General features: G+C 56.2%; 17 protein-coding genes and 1 other RNA gene. 6 read left to right on the forward strand and 12 right to left on the reverse strand.

Annotation, left to right across the window (positions count from 1 at the left end):
• Nucleotides 1–14: 14 nt before the first annotated feature.
• Both ACWVX6_RS02675 and ACWVX6_RS02680 read right to left on the reverse strand, forming a co-directional pair.
• Nucleotides 15–524, reverse strand: coding sequence for an HD domain-containing protein (locus ACWVX6_RS02675; protein ID WP_455152280.1), 510 nt, complete (start codon nt 522–524; stop codon nt 15–17).
• A 211-nt stretch (nt 525–735) separates the two neighbouring features.
• Nucleotides 736–1,050 carry an MGMT family protein gene (locus ACWVX6_RS02680; RefSeq protein ID WP_118478278.1) on the reverse strand — a complete coding sequence of 105 codons (315 nt, stop codon included), beginning with the start codon at nt 1,048–1,050 and terminating at the stop codon, nt 736–738.
• 217 nt (nt 1,051–1,267) lie between these two features.
• On the opposite strand from ACWVX6_RS02680, the gene gdhA reads away from it, so the two are divergent.
• Entirely contained in the window at nt 1,268–2,611 is a 1,344-nt protein-coding gene (gene gdhA, locus ACWVX6_RS02685) for an NADP-specific glutamate dehydrogenase (RefSeq protein ID WP_455152281.1), read from the forward strand.
• 447 nt (nt 2,612–3,058) lie between these two features.
• Here the strand turns inward: gdhA and ACWVX6_RS02690 are convergent, their stop codons facing one another.
• The 6 genes from ACWVX6_RS02690 to ACWVX6_RS02715 all read right to left on the reverse strand — a co-directional run bounded on the left by ACWVX6_RS02690 (nt 3,059) and on the right by ACWVX6_RS02715 (nt 11,084).
• Nucleotides 3,059–4,654: a peptide chain release factor 3 gene (locus tag ACWVX6_RS02690; protein WP_117491423.1), complete on the reverse strand. Its 1,596-nt coding sequence runs from the start codon at nt 4,652–4,654 to the stop codon at nt 3,059–3,061.
• A 752-nt stretch (nt 4,655–5,406) separates the two neighbouring features.
• Complete coding sequence (recR, locus tag ACWVX6_RS02695) at nt 5,407–6,006, reverse strand: recombination mediator RecR (RefSeq protein ID WP_110435225.1); 600 nt, start codon at nt 6,004–6,006, stop codon at nt 5,407–5,409.
• Nucleotides 6,006–6,359 (reverse strand): YbaB/EbfC family nucleoid-associated protein, encoded by a 354-nt coding sequence (locus ACWVX6_RS02700; protein ID WP_118359721.1) that lies wholly within the window; start codon nt 6,357–6,359, stop codon nt 6,006–6,008. Before ACWVX6_RS02700 ends, recR begins: the two co-directional genes overlap by 1 nt.
• A gap of 14 nt (nt 6,360–6,373) precedes the next feature.
• Nucleotides 6,374–7,999, reverse strand: coding sequence for a DNA polymerase III subunit gamma/tau (gene dnaX / locus ACWVX6_RS02705; protein WP_455152282.1), 1,626 nt, complete (start codon nt 7,997–7,999; stop codon nt 6,374–6,376).
• 372 nt (nt 8,000–8,371) lie between these two features.
• Nucleotides 8,372–8,638, reverse strand: an RNA gene (gene ffs, locus ACWVX6_RS02710) — signal recognition particle sRNA large type.
• A gap of 55 nt (nt 8,639–8,693) precedes the next feature.
• Nucleotides 8,694–11,084, reverse strand: a complete 2,391-nt coding sequence (locus ACWVX6_RS02715) for a transglycosylase domain-containing protein (RefSeq protein WP_118761104.1) — start codon at nt 11,082–11,084, stop codon at nt 8,694–8,696.
• Nucleotides 11,085–11,432: 348 nt separating this feature from the next.
• Between ACWVX6_RS02715 and ACWVX6_RS02720 the strand changes: the two genes are divergently transcribed.
• From ACWVX6_RS02720 to ACWVX6_RS02740, 5 genes are all read left to right on the forward strand, one after another.
• A complete protein-coding gene (locus ACWVX6_RS02720; protein ID WP_118359727.1) occupies nt 11,433–11,762 on the forward strand; it encodes a BofC C-terminal domain-containing protein in 330 nt (109 codons plus the stop codon).
• A 159-nt stretch (nt 11,763–11,921) separates the two neighbouring features.
• Entirely contained in the window at nt 11,922–12,167 is a 246-nt protein-coding gene (locus ACWVX6_RS02725; RefSeq protein ID WP_110435230.1) for an IreB family regulatory phosphoprotein, read from the forward strand.
• Nucleotides 12,168–12,573: 406 nt separating this feature from the next.
• The gene (locus tag ACWVX6_RS02730; protein WP_455152283.1) at nt 12,574–14,589 is read left to right on the forward strand and encodes a YgiQ family radical SAM protein; all 2,016 of its coding nucleotides are present in this window, start codon (nt 12,574–12,576) and stop codon (nt 14,587–14,589) included.
• A 68-nt stretch (nt 14,590–14,657) separates the two neighbouring features.
• Nucleotides 14,658–15,071 (forward strand): hypothetical protein, encoded by a 414-nt coding sequence (locus tag ACWVX6_RS02735; RefSeq protein ID WP_455152284.1) that lies wholly within the window; start codon nt 14,658–14,660, stop codon nt 15,069–15,071.
• Nucleotides 15,072–15,210: 139 nt separating this feature from the next.
• Nucleotides 15,211–15,642, forward strand: coding sequence for an Lrp/AsnC family transcriptional regulator (locus ACWVX6_RS02740; RefSeq protein ID WP_116704675.1), 432 nt, complete (start codon nt 15,211–15,213; stop codon nt 15,640–15,642).
• 217 nt (nt 15,643–15,859) lie between these two features.
• Here the strand turns inward: ACWVX6_RS02740 and rsmA are convergent, their stop codons facing one another.
• From rsmA to ACWVX6_RS02760, 4 genes are all read right to left on the reverse strand, one after another.
• On the reverse strand, nt 15,860–16,723 hold the full coding sequence (gene rsmA, locus ACWVX6_RS02745; protein ID WP_455152285.1) for a 16S rRNA (adenine(1518)-N(6)/adenine(1519)-N(6))-dimethyltransferase RsmA: 864 nt from the start codon (nt 16,721–16,723) through the stop codon (nt 15,860–15,862).
• Nucleotides 16,724–16,808: 85 nt separating this feature from the next.
• A complete protein-coding gene (hpf, locus tag ACWVX6_RS02750; protein WP_118359735.1) occupies nt 16,809–17,336 on the reverse strand; it encodes a ribosome hibernation-promoting factor, HPF/YfiA family in 528 nt (175 codons plus the stop codon).
• A gap of 195 nt (nt 17,337–17,531) precedes the next feature.
• Complete coding sequence (locus tag ACWVX6_RS02755; RefSeq protein ID WP_110435236.1) at nt 17,532–18,374, reverse strand: fumarate hydratase; 843 nt, start codon at nt 18,372–18,374, stop codon at nt 17,532–17,534.
• The gene (locus ACWVX6_RS02760) at nt 18,371–19,543 is read right to left on the reverse strand and encodes an amidohydrolase (protein ID WP_455152286.1); all 1,173 of its coding nucleotides are present in this window, start codon (nt 19,541–19,543) and stop codon (nt 18,371–18,373) included. The genes ACWVX6_RS02755 and ACWVX6_RS02760 overlap by 4 nt, the downstream gene beginning before the upstream one ends.
• Nucleotides 19,544–19,663: the final 120 nt, after the last annotated feature.

Raw genomic sequence — 19,663 nt, forward strand, 5'->3', positions numbered from 1 at the left:
TTCTCCATTTTCCACTATTTCGCCTGATATGCCGGTTTGAGAAACATTTCTTCAAGATACTGCTTACCGGTTTCGGTTCGGAACACGCGGTCTTTCGCGGTTTTACACTGCTCTGCCGTCATGCCGTCCTCGTAGGCGTTGACGAGGAAATCCGCTTCGAGCAGAATACGAAAATCTTTTTCCTCTCCGGCGGTATAGGTATGGTGATGCGCGATGAGCCACTGCACGCGCTCGCTTTCCTGCTCATCCGCGCCGCACTGCCGCAGCATGGGTGCCGCGACCGCCGGACCTTCCATCTCCTGCCAATGCCCGCCGTTCGAGCCGTGCTTCCGTTCGGCTTCGTGGATGCCGATATCGTGCAGAACGGCTGCGGCTTCCAGTACATTCTGCGTATGCTCATCCAGACCTTCCCTGCGCCCGAGCAGGCGGCTATATGCGTATACCTTTATAAAGTGCTGAATCCGTTTTGCGTCGCCTGCGTCGTATGCGATGGCGAGCGCGGTCAGCTTTTCGATGTCGATCATGCGTGTCACTCCTTTGGCGCAAGCATAGCACCGCACGACCGGATTTGTCAAGTCAGGGTAATACCACATAATTGAACAAGAGCGATTTACGAGTAAATTTTGCGGTCTGACTAGGCGTGATTTTGCGGTAATACTTTGTGTATTACCGTGAAAGCACAACGACGTCAGAGCACAAAATTTCCGTAAAGCGCCGCAGTTTAATTGTGCGGTGTTACCCTAATCCTGTCCAGCCGTATTTCGTCATATCCACGCGGCCGTCCTCGGTGAACTCGATGCCGTCCGCTTCGAGCAGTGCGCGCTGGATATCCGCGCCGCCGAACGCAAACGCCGGTGACGTTCGTCCGTCTTTCGTTACCACGCGGTAGCATGGAATACCCTCTGGATCGGGATTGGCATGCAGTGCATAGCCGACGACGCGCGCCCATCTCGGGTTGCCCGCGAGCAGCGCGACCTGCCCGTAGCTGGCCACCGTTCCGCGCGGAATTTTCTTCACCACTGCATATATACGGTCAAAGCTGTTTGCCATGGCTGTTGCCTCCTTCTTTTACTTTATTATATCAAGTCAGATTGCCGATATCCATAGGTTTTTCAGCCTAAAAAACTGTATAATTTTATCACGCTAAAGTATTGCATATACAAAAAAATTGCTATATAATAAAACCGTCACCAAATATAAGAGCATTCCACTCGGATTACTTACGAAAGTTAAGCGAGTGGTATAGAATGTAAGGAGGACAATAAAAATGGCACTTACCAATTCTTATCTGCAGGGCGTGTACGAAACCGTACAGAAGCGCAACCCGAATGAGCCGGAGTTCCAGCAGGCAGTTTACGAGGTTCTCGAGAGCCTTGAGCCGGTTGTTGAAGCTCGTCCGGAGCTTGAGAAGAACGGCATCATGGAGCGCATCGTAGAGCCGGAGCGCATGTTCATGTTCCGTGTACCGTGGGTTGACGATCAGGGCAAGGTTCAGGTTAACCGCGGCTTCCGTGTACAGTTCAACTCCGCAATCGGCCCCTACAAGGGCGGTCTGCGTCTGCACCCCTCTGTTAACGCATCCGTTATCAAGTTCCTCGGCTTTGAGCAGTGCTTCAAGAACAGCCTGACCACTCTGCCGATGGGCGGCGGCAAGGGCGGCTCCGACTTCGACCCGAAGGGCAAGTCCGATGCTGAGATCATGCGTTTCTGCCAGTCCTTCATGACCGAGCTTTCCAAGCACATCGGTCAGTTCACCGACGTTCCGGCAGGCGATATCGGTGTTGGCGGCCGTGAGATTGGCTTCATGTTCGGCCAGTACAAGCGTCTGCGCAACGAGTACACCGGCGTGCTGACCGGTAAGGGTCTGTCCTACGGCGGTTCTCTGGCACGCACGCAGGCAACCGGCTACGGCCTGTGCTACTACATGAAGGAAATGCTCGCATACAAGGGCACTTCGTTCGAGGGCAAGACCGTTGCAATCTCCGGTTCCGGCAACGTAGCGATCTATGCCTGCGAGAAGGCTACCCAGCTGGGTGCTAAGGTTGTTACCATGTCCGACTCCAACGGCTTCATCTACGATCCGAACGGCATCAATCTGGATGTTGTTAAGGACATCAAGGAAGTTAAGCGCGGCCGCATCAAGGAGTATGCTGAGCGCGTTGCAGGCAGCACCTACACCGAGGGTCAGCGTCCGTGGGGCGTAAAGTGCGACATCGCTCTGCCGTGCGCAACCCAGAACGAGCTGAACGAGGAGAACGCCAAGGCTCTGATCGCCAACGGCTGCAAGTTTGTAGCTGAGGGCGCTAACATGCCGTCCACCCCGGAGGCTGTTGCAGCATTCCAGGCAGCCGGCGTATTCTTCGGCCCGGCAAAGGCTGCTAACGCAGGCGGCGTAGCTACCTCCGGTCTGGAAATGAGCCAGAACTCCCTGCGTCTGTCCTGGACCTTCGAGGAAGTTGACCAGCGTCTGCACGACATCATGGTTAACATCTTCCACACCTGCATCACTGCAGCTGAGAAGTACGGCCACAAGGACAACCTTGTTATGGGCGCTAACATCGGCGGCTTCGAGAAGATCGCTGACGCTATGCTCGCTCAGGGCGTATGCTAAGACTTTCGTCTTCGAATTGAAGGGCCAAGGCCCTTCAATTCGAGAGACGCCCTTGACAGGCTTTGCCTGTAAGGGCTATTGCAATAAAAGAGCACCGGAATCGAAATTCCGGTGCTCTTTTATTGTTCGTTAAAAATGACCCGGCAAAGCTGGGCCATTTTTGTCGCGCTGAAAGCGCTCCATTTGATGCGCTCTGCGGCGTGATAGGTTATCTGGGTGCTGAAATCCCCGTCGGGGATTTTATGGGTTGGCGTGAACGCTGTCGCCCGCGAAGGACTCACCGCCAACAGGCGGCTGTCCTGTGGGTGCGGTTTGCGGGGCATACCGCGTATTTTACCGCGAACTGCGTTCGCGGGTGCGGGACACGGCGGCACAGCCGCCCGTGTCCCTCATTGCACATCCGGCTGCTCTATGCAAAAAAAGACCGCCGTAAGGCGGTCTTTTAGCTTATGCGTTTTCGGAAAAGTCTGCCAGACGCAGATTCTCGTTATGGTCGGTCGCGTAGGTGATATTCCACGGCGAAGTGAACAGCAGCAGGCTATTGCCCTTGAGATCCTCGACGATCTTGGTGTCGCTCGTGAGCTGGAGCTTCTTAATATCGAAGTCCTCCTCATCATTCTCAACCCAGCGAACGTGCTCATACGGCAGGTTTTCGCGGATGATCTCAACGTTATACTCGTTCTTCAGACGGTACTCGAGCACCTCAAACTGCAGCACGCCGACAACGCCGACGATGACCGATTCCATACCGGCATTCGGCTCACGGAAGATCTGGATGGCGCCCTCCTGTGCGATCTGCTCGACACCCTTGACGAACTGCTTGCGCTTGAGCGTGTCCTTCTGACGGACAACGGCAAACAGCTCGGGTGCGAACGTCGGGATGCCGGAGAACACGCACTTATGCTTGGGATCGCACACGGTATCACCGATGGAGAACACGCCCGGATCGAAAATACCGATAATATCGCCCGCATACGCCTCATCGACGATGGAGCGGTCCTGTGCCATCAGCTGCTGCGGTGCGGCAAGCACCATCTTCTTGCCGGACTGAACGTGCAGCACGTCCTGACCGCGCTCAAACTTGCCGGAGCAAATACGCATGAACGCAACACGGTCGCGGTGCGCCTTGTTCATGTTCGCCTGAATCTTGAACACAAACGCGGAGAAATGCGGGTCGAACGGGTCAATCACACCGATGTCAGCGGTACGCGCGGTCGGCGGCGGCGTCATCTGCAGGAACTTTTTCAGGAACGGCTCAACGCCGAAGTTAGTCAGCGCGGAACCGAAGAACACCGGCGACAGCTTGCCCTCGTGGACAGCCTTGAGGTCGAACTCATCGCCCGCACCGGAGAGCAGCTCCACGTCGTCGATCAAAGTCTGGTACTGGTCCTCGGGCAGCAGACCCTCGAGGATGGGATCATCGATGGACAGGCGCTGTGCCTTGACCTCGTGACGAAAGTCCGCGCCCTCAAAGGCAATGACCTCATCGTCCATGCGGTCGTACACGCCCTTGAAGCGCTTGCCCGAGCCGATCGGCCAGTTGACAGCGTAGGTGCCGATGCCCAGCTCATTCTCGATGTCCTCGAGCAGCTCGTACGGGTCGCGTGCCTCACGGTCCATCTTGTTGATGAAGGTGAAGATCGGCACGCCGCGCATCGCGCAGACCTTGAACAGCTTGCGGGTCTGTGCCTCGACGCCCTTGGAGGCGTCAATGACCATCACCGCCGAGTCAGCCGCCATCAGCGTGCGGTAGGTATCCTCGGAAAAGTCCTGATGACCCGGGGTATCCAGAATGTTGATGCACTTGCCCTCATAGCGGAACTGCAGCACCGAGGACGTTACCGAAATACCGCGCTGCTTCTCGATCTCCATCCAGTCGGAAACCGCATGACGGCTGTTTTTCTTGCCCTTGACCATGCCGGCCTCCTGAATGGCTCCGCCGTAGAGCAAAAACTTCTCCGTAATGGTGGTTTTACCAGCGTCAGGGTGCGAAATGATTGCAAATGTGCGCCGATTTTCAATTTCTTTTTTCAGGTCTGCCACAGACTTTTTCCTCCCGATCTATCAAAAATCTAATATTGTTGTAGAATGTACACAGAATGTTCACAATTCACCAGTATTATAAATGACGTGGAAAGCGTAAGATCCCCCCACATGTTCTTGCTTTCTACTCTCTATCCTACCTTTTATTGCGGGAGCAGCCGGACGAAAGTTCGGCTGTTCCTGTTTTTTTACCTTTTTCAAAGGTAGAACGAAAGCTGCGGCACCCGCCGCATCGGGGCAAGAGGGTAGACACCTACGGTTTCTACCCTCTTAACTCCCGTTTCCCTTAACTTGTTAGTCCAGCGCAGCTTTCCTATCTGTGACCGCTCCGAAAAAGGGGAACGGCAGTCGGTCTACCGCAGCGTGTCTTTCTCCGCCTATTCGCAGTTCACAGACAACTTACTGCTACACATATCGGAAAGTCTACGCAGAGGGCGGCACAGCTATGCCGCCCACTTAACCATTGCGTGCGGCACGCGCTGTCAGACGCAGAAGAGACCCTCGTCAACGTGTAAGGGTCGACTGCCGTTCCCCTTTTCGAAGCGGTCGCCGGTCTCTGATTGCGTCAGGCTAACAAACAACAGGAAACTGGAGTCCCAAGAGGATAGTACTCGTTTAATCCGCGCACGGCGCGGGAACAAGGTTTAGTGGCCTACGGGCAAACCTTGGTGTCTATCCTTTTGGACCACCCAGCTGGACCAGCTGCACCGATTCGATTCAGCCGAACCGCCCACAAGGCTGCAAAGGAGCCATCACAGCTCCTTTCGACCCTCCAGTGCACGGGTCAGCGTCACCTCATCGACGAACTCCAAATGCCCGCCAACCGGAATACCATACGCCAGCCGCGTAATCTTGATGCCGAACGGCTGCAGCAGCCGCGAAATGTACATCGCCGTGGCTTCGCCCTCGGTGTCCGGATTGGTGGCGAGGATAACCTCCTCGGTCTCCTCCTCCGCCACACGCTTGACCAGCTCGCGGATACGGATGTCGTCCGGTCCGACGTGCCCCATCGGAGACAGCGTGCCGTGCAGCACATGATACAGACCCTTGTACTCCTTCGTGCGCTCGAACGCGATTACATCGCGCGGCTCTGCCACCACGCAGATCACCTTCTGGTTGCGCGTCTTGTCCGAGCAGATCGGACAGATCTCACTGTCCGTCAGATTCTGACAGCGCTTGCAGGTGAACGTCTTGGCTTTTGCTTCACGGATGGCATCCGCAAACCGCTCGGCATCCTCTTTCGGCAGGTCGAGCACATGAAACGCCAGCCGCTGTGCGGTCTTCTGGCCAATGCCCGGGAGCTTTGCAAACTCCTCGATCAGCCGTTCGACCGGCGGTGCAAAAAGCTCCATTACAGCAGACCGCCCAGACCGCCGCCAATGCCGCCCGTAATCGCGGACATCTGGCTCTGCGACTTGTCGGAAGCCGCCTTGAGCGCCTCGTTGACCGCTGCAACGACCAGATCCTGCAGCATGTCGATATCGTCCGGATCAACAACGTCCGGCTTGATCTCAATGCTCTTGAGCGTGGAAGTGCCGGTTACAGTCGCGGTAACCATGCCGCCGCCTGCCGTGCCGGTGGATTCCATCAGCGCGATCTCCTCCTGCGCCTTGAGCATGCTCTCCTGCATCTTCTGTGCCTGCTTCATCATCGCCTGCATGTTCATGCCGCCGCCGAAGCCGCCGAAACCCTTACCCTTTGCCATAATAAATGTCCTCCTTAAAGCTGTTTCACTTGAATATCCATTGATTTAGCGCGGTCGATCAGTTCATCGACTGCGATATTTTTTTTCACACCAAGCTCCTCGCCCGCTTCGCGCACCTTGACCTTGATGGGTGCGCCGTTCAGCTTAGCCGCCTGCTCCCGGATGACCGAAATGGTCGGCTCCTTTGCCGCGAGAAGAGCCGTCATTTTGTCCTCGCAGAGAATGACGAGCGCGTTGTCCTCGAGCACGCCTTTCGCGCTCAGCTTGATACAGGTGTGCGCGCCGATGTTGATTTTGTTGGTCAGCGCCTTGAGCAGCGGCTGCCAGTGCTGCCACAGCGTCCGTTCCGGCTTGGGCGGTGCCGGTGCCGACTCCTCCTCGCTTACCCAGTCAGGCGCATCCTCGTCACCCGGAAGCGGCGGTGCATCATCGTCACACGGCGGAGGCGGCACATCGCCTGCCTGCTGCGCGGCTGCTGCGGGCACCATCTGCACCGGAACACCGTTCTTCAGCTTTTCCTCGAGCGCTTCTACGCGCCCGCCGAGTGTGTCGTAATTGTCAGCCCCCAGACTGCACAGCCGCACCGCGCACAGCTCAGCCTCAACGCGGCGATTGGCTGCCGTGCGCATGTGGTCGAGCGAATCGCTGATAATGCGGCTCCACGCGATGAGCGTGGACGACGCCAGACCGTCGCACAGCGCCTGCAGCGTCTTTACGCTGTACGCGGGAGAAATGAGCGCGGAAACGTCGGTCTTGCTGGTCTTGACCAGCAGTGCATCGCGGATCAGACCAAGCATCTGGTCGTACACAGACGCCAGATCACGGCCCGCATTGTAATATTCGTCCAGCAGACCGACCGCCGCCGCCAGATCACCGGTTTTCAGGTGCTCGGCCAGGCGAATGCCATCGTCCTGACCCATGACGCCAAGCGCCGCCGTGACGGTTTTCTCGTCCACCGCACCGGCTGCCGCCGCACGGTCGAGCATGGAAAGCGCGTCTCGCATGGCGCCGTCTGCCAGCCGGGCGATCAGGCGTGCCGCACCTTCGGTCAGCTCAATGCCCTCACCTGCCGCAACATCCAACAGCCGGCGGGCAATATCCTCCGCACCGATCCGGCGGAAATCGAACCGCTGACAGCGCGACAGAATGGTCGCAGGTACCTTGTGCAGCTCGGTGGTAGCCAGAATGAACAGAACGTGCTCCGGCGGCTCCTCGAGTGTTTTGAGCAGCGCATTGAACGCACCGATGGACAACATGTGTACCTCATCGATGATGAACACGCGCTTGCGGACCTGTGCAGGCGTGTAGCGCGTCTCATCGCGCAGGTCGCGGATGTTGTCCACGCCGTTGTTGGACGCCGCGTCAATCTCGGTCACGTCCAGCACCGAGCCGTCCAGAATGCCGCGGCACGCCGCACACTCGTTGCACGGATCGCCGTTCACCGGATGCTCGCAGTTGACCGCGCGCGCGAGGATCTTCGCACAGGTGGTCTTACCGGTGCCGCGCGTGCCTGTAAACAGATATGCATGGCTCAAACGTCCGGACTGCAGCTGCGCGCGCAGCGTGTCCGTGACATGCTGCTGCCCAATCACATCCGCAAACGTCTGCGGCCGCCATTTGCGGTATAAAGCCTGATACATTACGAAAATCCTCCCCTCAATAAAATAAAGAGGCGGGCGTAAGCCCGCCTCAAAGCGTCTTCCGCGAACCACGTTCGCGCATTAAATCATCCAACCGCTGCTTGCAGCGGTTGACTGCAAGGCAGGTTTTCCGAATGGAAAACCGAGCCTTTGGCCCCGCCGGAGCGGACCGCGTCTGCGACGCGGCATGCAATCCGCATCGCTCCGCGATGCAACAAATCGCCTAGCTTTGCCGGGTGATTTGTTACCCCGACCCAGTCACCTTGGGTGACGTCGTTCGGGTATCAAAATACGGTTTCTACGGAACCGTATTTTGTATATAGGGGACTTTTGAAGTCCCCTATAAGGTCTTTCGTTCAGCGCCCCACAAGACCGCACACAGGTAATTCGAATACACACACCCGGCTGCCTTTCCGCATTTCGGGCTCAGAATCGGCAGATCTGCGGCACACGATGGTTTCTGCTTAATGCTGCTCGGTTCCCCGCCTGACATGGTTCACAGTCCTCCGTTGCGCAGTACCGGTTCCTCATCGCCCTGTGAGTGGCTGCCTCGCCGCATGTGTGCTCCTTGTTACCCGCATAGTCCCCGCTGAAGCGGATTGCGGGTTCAAGGCACCGCTAACGCCCCGACTTGTGCGGCCTTGTGCGGCGCTGAACGATTTTCAGTTTTCAGTTTGTGCCGAACAATTCGGCTTTATGCTTCCGGATCCTCCGAGCTGTCACCGCTGTCTCCGCTGTCGCCACCGGAATCGCTGCTGTCTCCCGAATCGTCTCCGCTGTCACCGCCGTCTCCGCTGTCGTCACCGGAATCGCCGCTGTCGCCGCTGTCATACGATCCGCCGTCACCGGAATCCTCATTGCCGGTGTCGGTATCCGAAGAGCTGCTGTCCGAATCACTGTCATCTTCTTCATCATCGTAGTAATAATTATCTACGCCCATGTTCTCGAAATCATACTTGTTTTCGATATTCTGATGACTGCAGGTCTCGGTCGGAACCTTGCCCTTCCAGAATCGGCCGGTTGCAGCACGTCCCGCAGCGCGGCACGCGCCGGATGCCAGCAGACCGGTATCCATACAGTAGGTGACTTCCTCGAAATCCTGCGGATGCGAGTCAAATACCAGACCGGAATCACCTGCATGCACCTTCTGCATAACAGCCAGCCAGATATTCGCCGCATTGCGGCCGTACAGGCCGTCCAGACGGTAGTTATGCTCGTAGCCTACCCATACCGCACCGGAATACTTTGGCGTGATGCCGCAGAACCAGATATCGGTATTGGAGGTGGTGGTACCGGTCTTGCCGCCGGTTTCTACACCGTCAAGCTGAATGCCGTAGGCGGTACCGTGTGCGGTAACGTTCTGCAGACAGTCGAGCATATAATAATCCGTGCGGACATTGGTAAAGCCCTTATCCGTGTTGGGTGTATTCTCCATTACGGTGTTGCCTTCGCTGTCCGTCACCTTGGTGTAGGTGCGGGTACCGCCGCAAACGCCATCATTGATGAAGGTCGAGAAACCGCCCGCCATCTCACGAACGGTAACACCGTCCGTCAGTGCGCCAAGCGCCAACGGTGCAAGGTCGATATCCGACTGCACGGTACCATCCTCGTTGGTGCGGCTGTCTACCAGCTTAAAGCCAAGCTGCTGGGTCAAAAAGTTAAACGATACCTGCGGTGTCAGCGTTTTGAGAAGCTGTGCAGAGACCGTATTGAGCGAACGGGTCATGCCCTCCTTAATGGTCAGCTGACGGCCGGTCGGATATTTGCCGTCGTTCATCGGCCACGGATTGCCTTCCTCATCCTCCATGAGCGCACGATCATAAATCGTGCTGTCCGGCGTGACGATGCCGTTATCCATCGCCGGTCCGTAAGCCGAGAGCGGCTTGAGCGAAGAACCCGGCTGACGGCGTGCGTCAGACGCATAGGAGAAACCGCGGCTGCTGGTCTTTTCACCGCGGCCGCCGGCAATACCAACGATATTGCCCTGCTTGTCCGTGATGACCATGGCACTCTGCGGGATTTCGCCGTACTTCTCGGTGTTCGGGAAATTATCTGCGTTAGCCCAGACCTCATCAAGTGCATTCTGCACCTTGGTGTCGATGGTCGCATAGATGTTCAGACCGCCGGAGTAAACCATGTTCTCCGCAACCAGACGGGAATATCCCTTTTCGGTCATCAGGTCGTTGATCACGTCCTTGATAACTTCATCGGTGAAGTAGCTGTAGGTGGACTTGATCTCCTGCTGATACTCCTCGTAGGGGCGGTAGTTAAGCTCCTCTGCTACGGCAGCCTCATACTCCTCCTGCGAGATCATCTTCTGATCGAGCATCTGTGCAAGGATGGTCTCCTGACGCTTCTTTACCTTTTCGGGATGGTTATAAACGTCGTAAATCGACGGGTTGTTGGTAAGACCTGCCAGCACGGCGGATTCTGCCAGATCCAGCTGCGATACATCCTTGTCAAAGTACTGCATCGCCGCAGTCTGCACACCGTAGCTGTTGTAGCCCAGATAGATCGTGTTCAGGTACATGACCAGAATACGATCCTTGTCGTCAATCTCTTTCTCGAGTGCAAACGCGCGGAAAATCTCGTTTACCTTGCGCTTTACCGAGTAATCGTTATCAGCCGTGATGTTTTTGATCAGCTGCTGCGTTATCGTCGAGCCGCCGTACTGCGTACCGCCGAGCAGCCAGCCCTTGACCGCACCGATCGTGCGCACCCAGTCTACACCGTGGTGCTTGTAAAAGCGCTCGTCCTCGATTGCAACGACTGCGTTCTTGAGGGTATCCGGAATCTTGTCGCTGTCCACCCATTCACGGTTTTCCTTGCCCTTGATGGTTTCGTACAGCTTGTATTCATCGGAATCCGATTCCTTAGCATAAATGAATGAATTCAGATTCAGACCCAGTCCCTTGCTGATCTCCACCGCAGTTTCCTGCGCGGACGGATTGATATAGATGTGCACATACAGCGCAAACGCAATACCGCAGAAGCAGCCGCACAGCACACCGATCAATACCAGTGTAATCAGTATGCGGGAGAACAGATGTCCGATTCCCGTTCCTTTTTGATTGCCAGTTGCCAATTTGTTTTCCTCCTTGCCCTACGATATGCACCGCAGGGTCCTCTCGGGTAAGACGAAGAACACGTCCTATTTGTTCCCGCACACGGTCTTGTTTTTTGAAGCACCGTGTATTATTGGCAATACCGTAAAATTCATCGGTATTACCGTCTTATAAGGCTAAATGAATTGTACAATAGCTGCCTGTGCCGATTTTCTTCCGGCAGCTTACTGCCGAGGTAATAGGCACTCTGATAGCATTATACCACAGGACTTTGCAAATTCCAAACATTTTTTACGCTGCTTTTAGAATAGACCGTATTTTTGTGGGAATACTCAAAGCAAGTCCCACTGAGTGAAGGAGTTTTGACTATGATGCAGGGTTTTTATCTGCTTGCTATGCAGCAGGCGCGGCGGCGCACACAGTTCGCCGCGCTGGCGTGTCTTGCGGCAATGATCAGTCTGGTGCTGGCCGGACGTGCGCTTCTGGCTTCGCCGGCCGTTCCGGCGAGCGCATCGATTACCTATACGGTGCAGAGTGAAAACGACCGGCTTGTTATCCGGCAGAGCGACGGCTCGGTCCTGCGCACAGGCATCGACACGCGCACGCTGCCATCCGCTGAGCAGCAAGCGCTTGCGGACGGCATTACACTCGATAATGCAGAGGAGCTGGCGCGGCTGCTGGAAAATTACAGCTCGTAAAACACCGTCTCCTTTTCCATCGCCATACAGTGTATGCCACAGGCGGAAAAAGTTTTCATGCGAGTTTTACGCGGATAAGGCTTTACTTTTTCCGCTTTTTGTATTATGCTTTAAGTAACGATAAACACCGACAGGTAGGATCGGAAAGGAGAACCAAATATGCTTGACGGAACGAGAAAATTCAGTCTGGTAGACGAGTCCAACAAGGAGATGAAGCGCACGCTTACCACTGTGTATGACGCGCTCAAGGAGAAAGGCTACAACCCGATCAACCAGATCGTCGGCTATCTTCTCTCTGAGGACCCGACTTACATAACCAACCACAACAATGCCCGCAGCCTGATCTGCAAGATCGACCGCGACGAACTCATGCAGGAGCTGGTTCAGTTCTATCTGGATAACTGAGCTTTTGCAGAATAACCGTATACCTTATTTGCGAAAAAAATAACCGTTACCTTTGGCGAGGGCGGTTATTTTTTATTTTGCAAAACATTTCCGTTCTCTTCGGCTTGACTTTTACCGCAGATTTGCTATACTTATAGATAGAAAAGGGCAATCCGGCAGAAGACGGTTGACCTGGGTTCAATTATTTTGTTGAAAAAATAACCGTTACCTTTGGCCGAGGACGGTTATTTTTTTATGGTTTTAACGATTTCAAGCAGAATGATCAATGTAATAATCTGCAGAATCTGATCCACAATACCACCTCCCTTCAGGGAGTATGGTCAACCGTCTTCAACATCTTTTGCCGGATTACCCGTATTTTTATTGCAACCTATAATTTTCACCTTGTAAAGCCAAAGAGGTATATATGAACGGTTTTCTCCCTATTTCCAAACAAGATATGACCGACCGCGGATGGTATTACTGCGATTTTCTCATCGTCACCGGCGATGCGTACGTTGATCATCCGTCGTTCGGCACGGCGATCATTTCGCGCGTGCTGGAGGATGCCGGCTACAAGGTCGCTATCCTCAGTCAGCCGGACTTCCGCGATGAGCACGACTTCCTCGAGATGGGCCGTCCGCGCTACGCGGTGCTCATCAACGGCGGCAACATCGACTCGATGGTCGCGCACTACACCTCGGCGAAAAAGCGCCGTTCGGACGATGCATACACGCCGGGCGGTGTGGGCGGCAAGCGCCCGGACCGTGCGGTAACCGTCTATTCCATGCTTGCGCGGCGCGCCTTCCCGGAAACGCCGGTCTATCTCGGCGGCATTGAGGCCAGTCTGCGCCGATTTGCGCACTACGATTACTGGGCTGACCGCGTTATGCCGTCCATTCTGGAATCCACCGGCGCGGACGGCGTGATGTTCGGCATGAGCGAGCACTCGGTCGTTGAGCTGGCAAACAACCTCAAGCACGGCAAAAAGGGCGCAGACGCGTGCAAGGGTGTCCGCGGCACGGCCTATATGGTGCATGATACGGACGATCTGGAGTATGATGCGGTCGAATGCCCCTCGTACGAGGATGTCTGCGCCAGCAAGCCGGACTACGCCCGTTCGGTCAAAATCCAGTACGACGAACAGGATGCCGTGCGCGGCAAGGCGATTCTCCAGCGGCACGGCAAGCGCATCCTTGTGCAGAATCCGCCCGCAAAGCCGCTGACCACAGAGGAGATGGACCATGTTTACGCGCTGCCGTACATGCGTAACTATCATCCGTCGTATGAGGCGCTCGGCGGCGTACCTGCCATTCAGGAGGTACAGTTCTCCATCATCCACAACCGCGGCTGTTTCGGCGCGTGCAACTTCTGCGCGCTCGCGTTCCATCAGGGACGCTACATTCAGGTGCGCAGCCACGAGAGCGTGATCGAGGAAGCAAAAAAGATTACCCAAATGCCCGGATTCAAGGGATACATCCACGATGTCGGCGGCCCGACCGCGAATTTCCGCTTTCCGGCCTGCAAAAAGCAGGAGAAATACGGCTGCTGCAAGGACAAGCGCTGTCTGTTCCCAACCACCTGCCAGAACATCGAAGCAGACCACACGGATTACCTCGAACTGCTGCGTGAGCTGCGCCGCATCGAGGGTGTCAAGAAGGTGTTCGTCCGCTCCGGTCTGCGCTACGACTACATGATGGCCGAGAAGAACGATGCGTTCTTCCGCGAACTGGTCGAGCACCACATCTCCGGTCAGCTGAAGGTCGCGCCGGAGCACATGAGCGACAACGCCCTGTACTACATGGGCAAGCCGTCCTTCAAGGTGTACGAGCAGTTCCGCGAGCGGTATGCCCGCATCAACGAAAAGCTGGGCCGCAAGCAGTATCTTGTGCCCTATCTGATGAGCTCGCATCCGGGTGCAACGCTTGATGACGCCATCATGCTCGCGCAGTACCTCAACCGCGTCGGCTACATGCCCGAGCAGGTGCAGGATTTTTATCCCACGCCGGGTACGCTGTCCACCGCGATGTACTACACCGAGATTGATCCGCGCACCATGAAGCCGGTTTTCGTGGCAAAAACGCCCGAGGACAAGGCCATGCAGCGTGCGCTGCTGCAGTGGCGCCGACCGGACAAGCGCCCGATCGTCATTGCCGCGCTCAAAAAGGCGCACCGTGAGGATCTCATCGGCTTTGGCAGAGAATGTCTCATTCGTCCGGGCAGAGGCAGCGACCAGCGTATGCCGGGCAGCAAGCAGCACAGCGTCAGCCGCCACGGCGTGTCCAACGGCGGCAGACAGCAGAATAACGACCGCCGTCATTCTGCGCCTAATAACGGCAAGCACAGTGCACCGAACAGCAAACGACCGACTTCACGTCCGGCTCAGAGCAAACCGAATCAGGGTAAAAAATCCGGCTGGGCAAAACCGAAAAAGAAAAAATAATTTTATACGGAACTTTTTACGCCGTCTTTCGTCTATACTATCAGAGTTACGAAAGGCGGTGTTTTTTTATGACAAAACGTACTTTAGCAATGCTTCTTGCACTTCTGGCGCTGCTGCTGACCGGCTGCGGCAATGCCGAGCCGAAAACCGCGGAAGCCGAAATCGGCAGCCAAAGCACGGATGACGCAGCTGCCCTGCCGGATACCACCGAGCAGAAACCGGTCGCAGATGCACCCATGATGGTGATGGTGGATAACACGCTGTATCAGTCTACCGGTGAGGTCAGCACGGTCGATGGCCGCTGCGGCAACATGGACGGCGAGATCACCTCGCAGACGGCGAACGGCACGGACGCGCCCACCGAGAACGGCCAGTCCAACTTCGGCACGGGCTACGGCTATCAGCGCATAGACGACCATATCGAGGTGCTGATTGATAACCAGTGGATCGTGTTCAAGCCTATCACCGACTCGGATGTATAAAAACTTTTGTTCGAAGCCTTATTTTATTTGACAACAACCCGGTCGTGCTTTATAATAAACAGTGAACAAAGGAGTTCGTCCCGCGAAGGCGGGTCGGACTCCTGTTTTTATTTTTAGGATAAGGAGGGCTATTTGCCCCATGGACGAAATTGATCTGAAGCTCTTGCGGCTGCTGCAGAAGAATGCCCGCACCCCCATCAAGGCCCTTGCAGGTGAGGTTCGCCTTTCCTCCCCTGCAGTTTCCGCGCGTATTGAGCGGCTGGAAAAACAGGGCGTTATTCGTGCGTATACGCTCGATCTGGACCCGCTGCAGCTTGGCCATCACATTCTCGCGTACATTCATCTGGATATGCAGCCCACCCAGAAAGAGGAATTTTATCCGTTCATTGCTGCGTGCTCGAATGTGCTCGAGTGCAACTGCGTGACCGGCAACTACTCCATGCTGATCAAAGTGTCGTTCGCCTCGACGCAGGAGCTGGACGGCTTTATCGGACGTCTGCAAAAATTCGGCAAGACCGAAACACAGATCGTGTTTTCCTCGCCGGTGCCGCCGAGAGCCATTGTGGTATAAGAAAAAGCCTGCGTGTGCAGGCTTTTTTCTTTTATCCACAGGGTGGGTATAGGTTTGCGTATTCCATTAGGTATAGCCGGTAAACGGCACACGTTCCGTAGGGGCGCACTAATGTGTGCGCCCTAATCTAACCGATCGCCAACCACGGAAAAGGGCGGACACACTGGTCCGCCCCTACGATAGCCTGTACAGGTTGATTAAACCCACAAATCAAAATTTACTGCAGTTTTTCCGCCGCGAGATCTGCCAGTTTCGCATACTCTGCAAGGCTCAGCCGCTCACCGCGAACGCGGACATCCAGACCGGCTGCTTCTACGAGTGCGGTGATCTCCTCCTTGCTCATCGACGAGCCGAGCACCGGACCGAGCGCGTTCACGAGCGTCTTTCTACGCATATTGAAGGCTGCACGCACAAGGGAAAAGAACAGCTTTTCATCCTTGGTCTCAACCGCCGGCTTGTCGAGCGGCACGAGCTTGAGCACCGCCGAATCCACCTTGGGTCTGGGCACAAAGCAGTCCGCCGGAACATCAAACAAAATTTCCGCCTTGGCGTGGTACTGCACATAAATCGAGAACGCCGAGTACGCCGCCGTGCCCGGCTCTGCGCAGATGCGCTGCGCGACCTCCTTCTGCACCATGACCGTCACCTGCTCGAACGCGCCGCTCTCGAGCAGCGCCGTAATCGCCGGTGTGGTGATGTAATACGGCAGATTGGCGCACGCGATCGCCTTTCCGTCACCGAATTTCTCCTTGCAGAGCGCGGCAAGATCGGTTTCGAGCACATCGCCGTGCACAACCTCGAAGTTATCGTAATCCGCGAGCGTCTCTGCCAGAACCGGCATGAGGGCACGGTCCAGCTCGACCGCTACGACCTTATCCGCGCGCTGGCACAGCTCCGCCGACAGGCAGCCCATGCCCGGGCCGACCTCAATCGCGTTGCCGCACTCGGCCGCGCCGCTCATCTCCGCAATGCGGCGCGGCACGCTTTCGTCCGTCAGAAAGTTCTGTCCGAGCGATTTGGAAAAATGGAATCCGTGACGGCCCAGAACCGCCCGGATTGTCTCAATATCACATAAATTCATTCGTTTTCCCCTTTTAACCGAAAAGAACCGGCGGCAGAGCGCCGCCGGTCCTTATGTAATGCACTTTGTATTGTTAGAGCAGCGCTTACTCTTCGCCCTCGATCAGACCGTAACCGCCTGCCGCACGCTTGTAAACAACGGCGTGGATATTGTCGTTGTCGGCGTTGCGGAAGAAGTAGAACTGGTGGTCAAGCAGGTTCATCTGCAGGATAGCCTCGTCCACGCTCATCGGCTTTACGTCGAAGCGCTTGCGGCGTACTACATCGAAATCCTCCTCGGTCAGTGCAGCCTTCTGCTCTGCCATCTTGTCGAATGCACCCTCACGCAGGCGCTTCTCCAGACGGGTCTTATGCTTGCGGATCTGGCGCTCGATACTGCTGATGGCACCGTCTACGGAAGCATACATATCAGTCGTCGTTTCCTCGGCGCGGACAACCAGACCAACCTGACGCACCGTGATCTCGACCGTCTGCTTGCCGCGCAGCTCGCTGAATGTAAGCGTGGTATCCGAATCCTGCTGGAAGTAGCGATCCAGCTTTTCTACCTTACGCAGTGCGTACTGGCGCAGCTCGTCCTCGATCTTGATTTTTCTTTCGACGATAGTGAACTTCATAAAATCATCTCCTAACAGGCGTAAACCGCCTTTGATGGCTTTATCCGCGGCCGCCGTGGTGTGGCGGAAACGGTATTGGGTTTTTGCTATCTTCAGTATAGCACAACCTATGCAACTTGTCCAACAATTTTTCAGAAGTTCACAATTTGTTCAGCATATTTCCCAAGAGGTTTTACAATTTCTTGTCAAGGTTGCTTACAGCTCGCCCTCTGCGTGACGGGTAACATGGCAGGAAATATTAACCACGCACGGCAGACCGGCGATATGCGTGCCGAACGGCTCAATCGCGCACGCAAGAGCGGTAACCGTACCGCCGAGTCCCTGCGGGCCGACACCGGATGCGTTGACCTTATCGAGAATCTGCTGCTCCATCTCGGCGTACAGCGGATCGGCGTTGTGCTGATCGACCGGACGCAGCAGCGCACGCTTGGCGAGATATGCCGCCTTATCGCTCGTGCCGCCCAGACCGACACCGATAACGATCGGCGGGCACGGGTTGGAGCCGGCATGGATGCACGCATCCGCGATGAAATCCACGATCTGCGCCTTGGTAGCGGCAGGCGTGAACATCTTCATCTGGGTCATATTCTCCGAGCCGAAGCCCTTCGGTGCAACCGTGATCTTCACCTTGTCACCCGGAACGACCGAGGTGTACAGGATACACGGCGTGTTGTCGTTGGTGTTTTCGCGGCGCAGCGGATCACCGACCACCGACAGGCGCAGATAGCCGTCAATGTAGCCGCGGCGGACACCCTCGGTGACTGCATCCTCGAACGAGCCGCCGGTCAGATGCACGTCCTGACCGATCTCCGCGAACACGATCGCCATGCCCGTATCCTGGCAGACCGGCACGTTGTTCTCGCGTGCAAGGTCGCAGTTGGCGATCATTTCACCGAAGATGGTCTTGCCGAGTGGAGACTCCTCCGCGTTCTGACCATCCACGAACGCCTGCCGCAGATCTGCGGGCAGATAGTAGTTGGCGTCAATGCACAGCTGACGCACCAGCTTGGTTACTTCCGAAACCTCAATCGTCCTCATTTTGTCCTCCTATATTCCGGTGTGCCATTTACAAAAACAGCCTGCACCTGGGTTGCAATATCCAGCGGATCGCCGCTCCACAGCACACAGTCTGCATCCAGACCGGTTTTCAGGCTGCCGATTCTGTCCTGCATGCCCGCAATTTTCGCGGGTACTGATGTGACAGCGCGCAGCGCATCCGTTTTATCCATACCCGCACGCACCGCCAGCATAAGCGCCATCGGCAGCAGCCGCAGCGGAATTTCCGGGTGATCGACCGTAATGGCGGTTTCGATTCCGGCCTTGCACAGCAGTCCGGGCGCGGCATCCGACAGGTTGCGAATCTCCGGCTTGGAACGGTCGGTCATGTACGGGCCGCTGACCACCGGAACGTGCTCCTCCGCCAGCAGGTCAGCCACAAGGTGTGCCTCCGTGCCGTGAATGATAACCGCCCGCAGACCGAACTCCTTCGCAATGCGCAGTGCGGTAAAGATATCGTCCGCACGGTGCGCGTGGAAGTGCGCCTCGGCCTTGCCCCAGAGAAGCGGCTGCAGCGCTTCCATCTTGATGTCGAAATCCGGCTCGTCCTGGTCCGGGTCGTTCTCCGCGCGCGCCTTTCGCGAGAAATACTCCTTCGCCTTGTACAGCTCCTCACGGATGATGCCCGCGGTTGCCATGCGCGTGACGGGCGTTTCATCCTTGTCGTGGTAGACCGACTTCGGGTTCTCGCCCAGCGCGAACTTGATCGCCAGCGGCGCCTTGAGAATCATATCGTCCACACGGCGGCCTGCCGTCTTGAGCAGCGCAATCTGTCCGCCGATGGGGTTTGCGCTGCCCGGGCTGACTGCGGCAGCCGTCACACCGGCCTCAAGTGCCTCGCGGAAGCTGCGGTCGAACGGGTTGACGCCGTCCAGTGCACGCAGGTGCGGCGTCGCCGGATCGGTGTCCTCGTTGCCGTCCGCGCCCTCAAAGCCGAGGCCATCCTCGTACAGACCGATGTGCGAGTGAATGTCGATCAGGCCGGGTGTCAGCACGCCGCCCTCGCCGTCAATGACGCATTCGCAGTCCGGCGTTTCCCCCTCGCCCATCGAGGCAATTCTGCCGTTTTCGAGCAGAATCCAGCCGAAAAAGCGAGAATCACGCTCATCCATCGTCCAAATGTTGATATTTTTGATCAGTGTTTGATTCATGGAAAACCTCTTCCAAAAACTGTTGACAAGTATGGTAATTTATGGTATATTTATTATGGCGGTTGGGAAAGCCGCCATGCACCGTTCATATCTTTATCCCCACAATCCTACTTTTGGCGC

This window comes from Butyricicoccus sp. (genome assembly GCF_977037065.1).

Coding starts and splice junctions, on each gene's coding strand:
- ACWVX6_RS02675 (WP_455152280.1), bottom strand. CDS start 524: ATGATCGACATCGAAAAGCTGACCGCGCTCGCCATCGCATACGACGCA.
- ACWVX6_RS02680 (WP_118478278.1), bottom strand. CDS start 1,050: ATGGCAAACAGCTTTGACCGTATATATGCAGTGGTGAAGAAAATTCCG.
- gdhA (WP_455152281.1), top strand. CDS start 1,268: ATGGCACTTACCAATTCTTATCTGCAGGGCGTGTACGAAACCGTACAG.
- recR (WP_110435225.1), bottom strand. CDS start 6,006: ATGGAGCTTTTTGCACCGCCGGTCGAACGGCTGATCGAGGAGTTTGCA.
- ACWVX6_RS02700 (WP_118359721.1), bottom strand. CDS start 6,359: ATGGCAAAGGGTAAGGGTTTCGGCGGCTTCGGCGGCGGCATGAACATG.
- dnaX (WP_455152282.1), bottom strand. CDS start 7,999: ATGTATCAGGCTTTATACCGCAAATGGCGGCCGCAGACGTTTGCGGAT.
- ACWVX6_RS02720 (WP_118359727.1), top strand. CDS start 11,433: ATGATGCAGGGTTTTTATCTGCTTGCTATGCAGCAGGCGCGGCGGCGC.
- ACWVX6_RS02725 (WP_110435230.1), top strand. CDS start 11,922: ATGCTTGACGGAACGAGAAAATTCAGTCTGGTAGACGAGTCCAACAAG.
- ACWVX6_RS02730 (WP_455152283.1), top strand. CDS start 12,574: ATGAACGGTTTTCTCCCTATTTCCAAACAAGATATGACCGACCGCGGA.
- ACWVX6_RS02735 (WP_455152284.1), top strand. CDS start 14,658: ATGACAAAACGTACTTTAGCAATGCTTCTTGCACTTCTGGCGCTGCTG.
- ACWVX6_RS02740 (WP_116704675.1), top strand. CDS start 15,211: ATGGACGAAATTGATCTGAAGCTCTTGCGGCTGCTGCAGAAGAATGCC.
- rsmA (WP_455152285.1), bottom strand. CDS start 16,723: ATGAATTTATGTGATATTGAGACAATCCGGGCGGTTCTGGGCCGTCAC.
- hpf (WP_118359735.1), bottom strand. CDS start 17,336: ATGAAGTTCACTATCGTCGAAAGAAAAATCAAGATCGAGGACGAGCTG.
- ACWVX6_RS02755 (WP_110435236.1), bottom strand. CDS start 18,374: ATGAGGACGATTGAGGTTTCGGAAGTAACCAAGCTGGTGCGTCAGCTG.
- ACWVX6_RS02760 (WP_455152286.1), bottom strand. CDS start 19,543: ATGAATCAAACACTGATCAAAAATATCAACATTTGGACGATGGATGAG.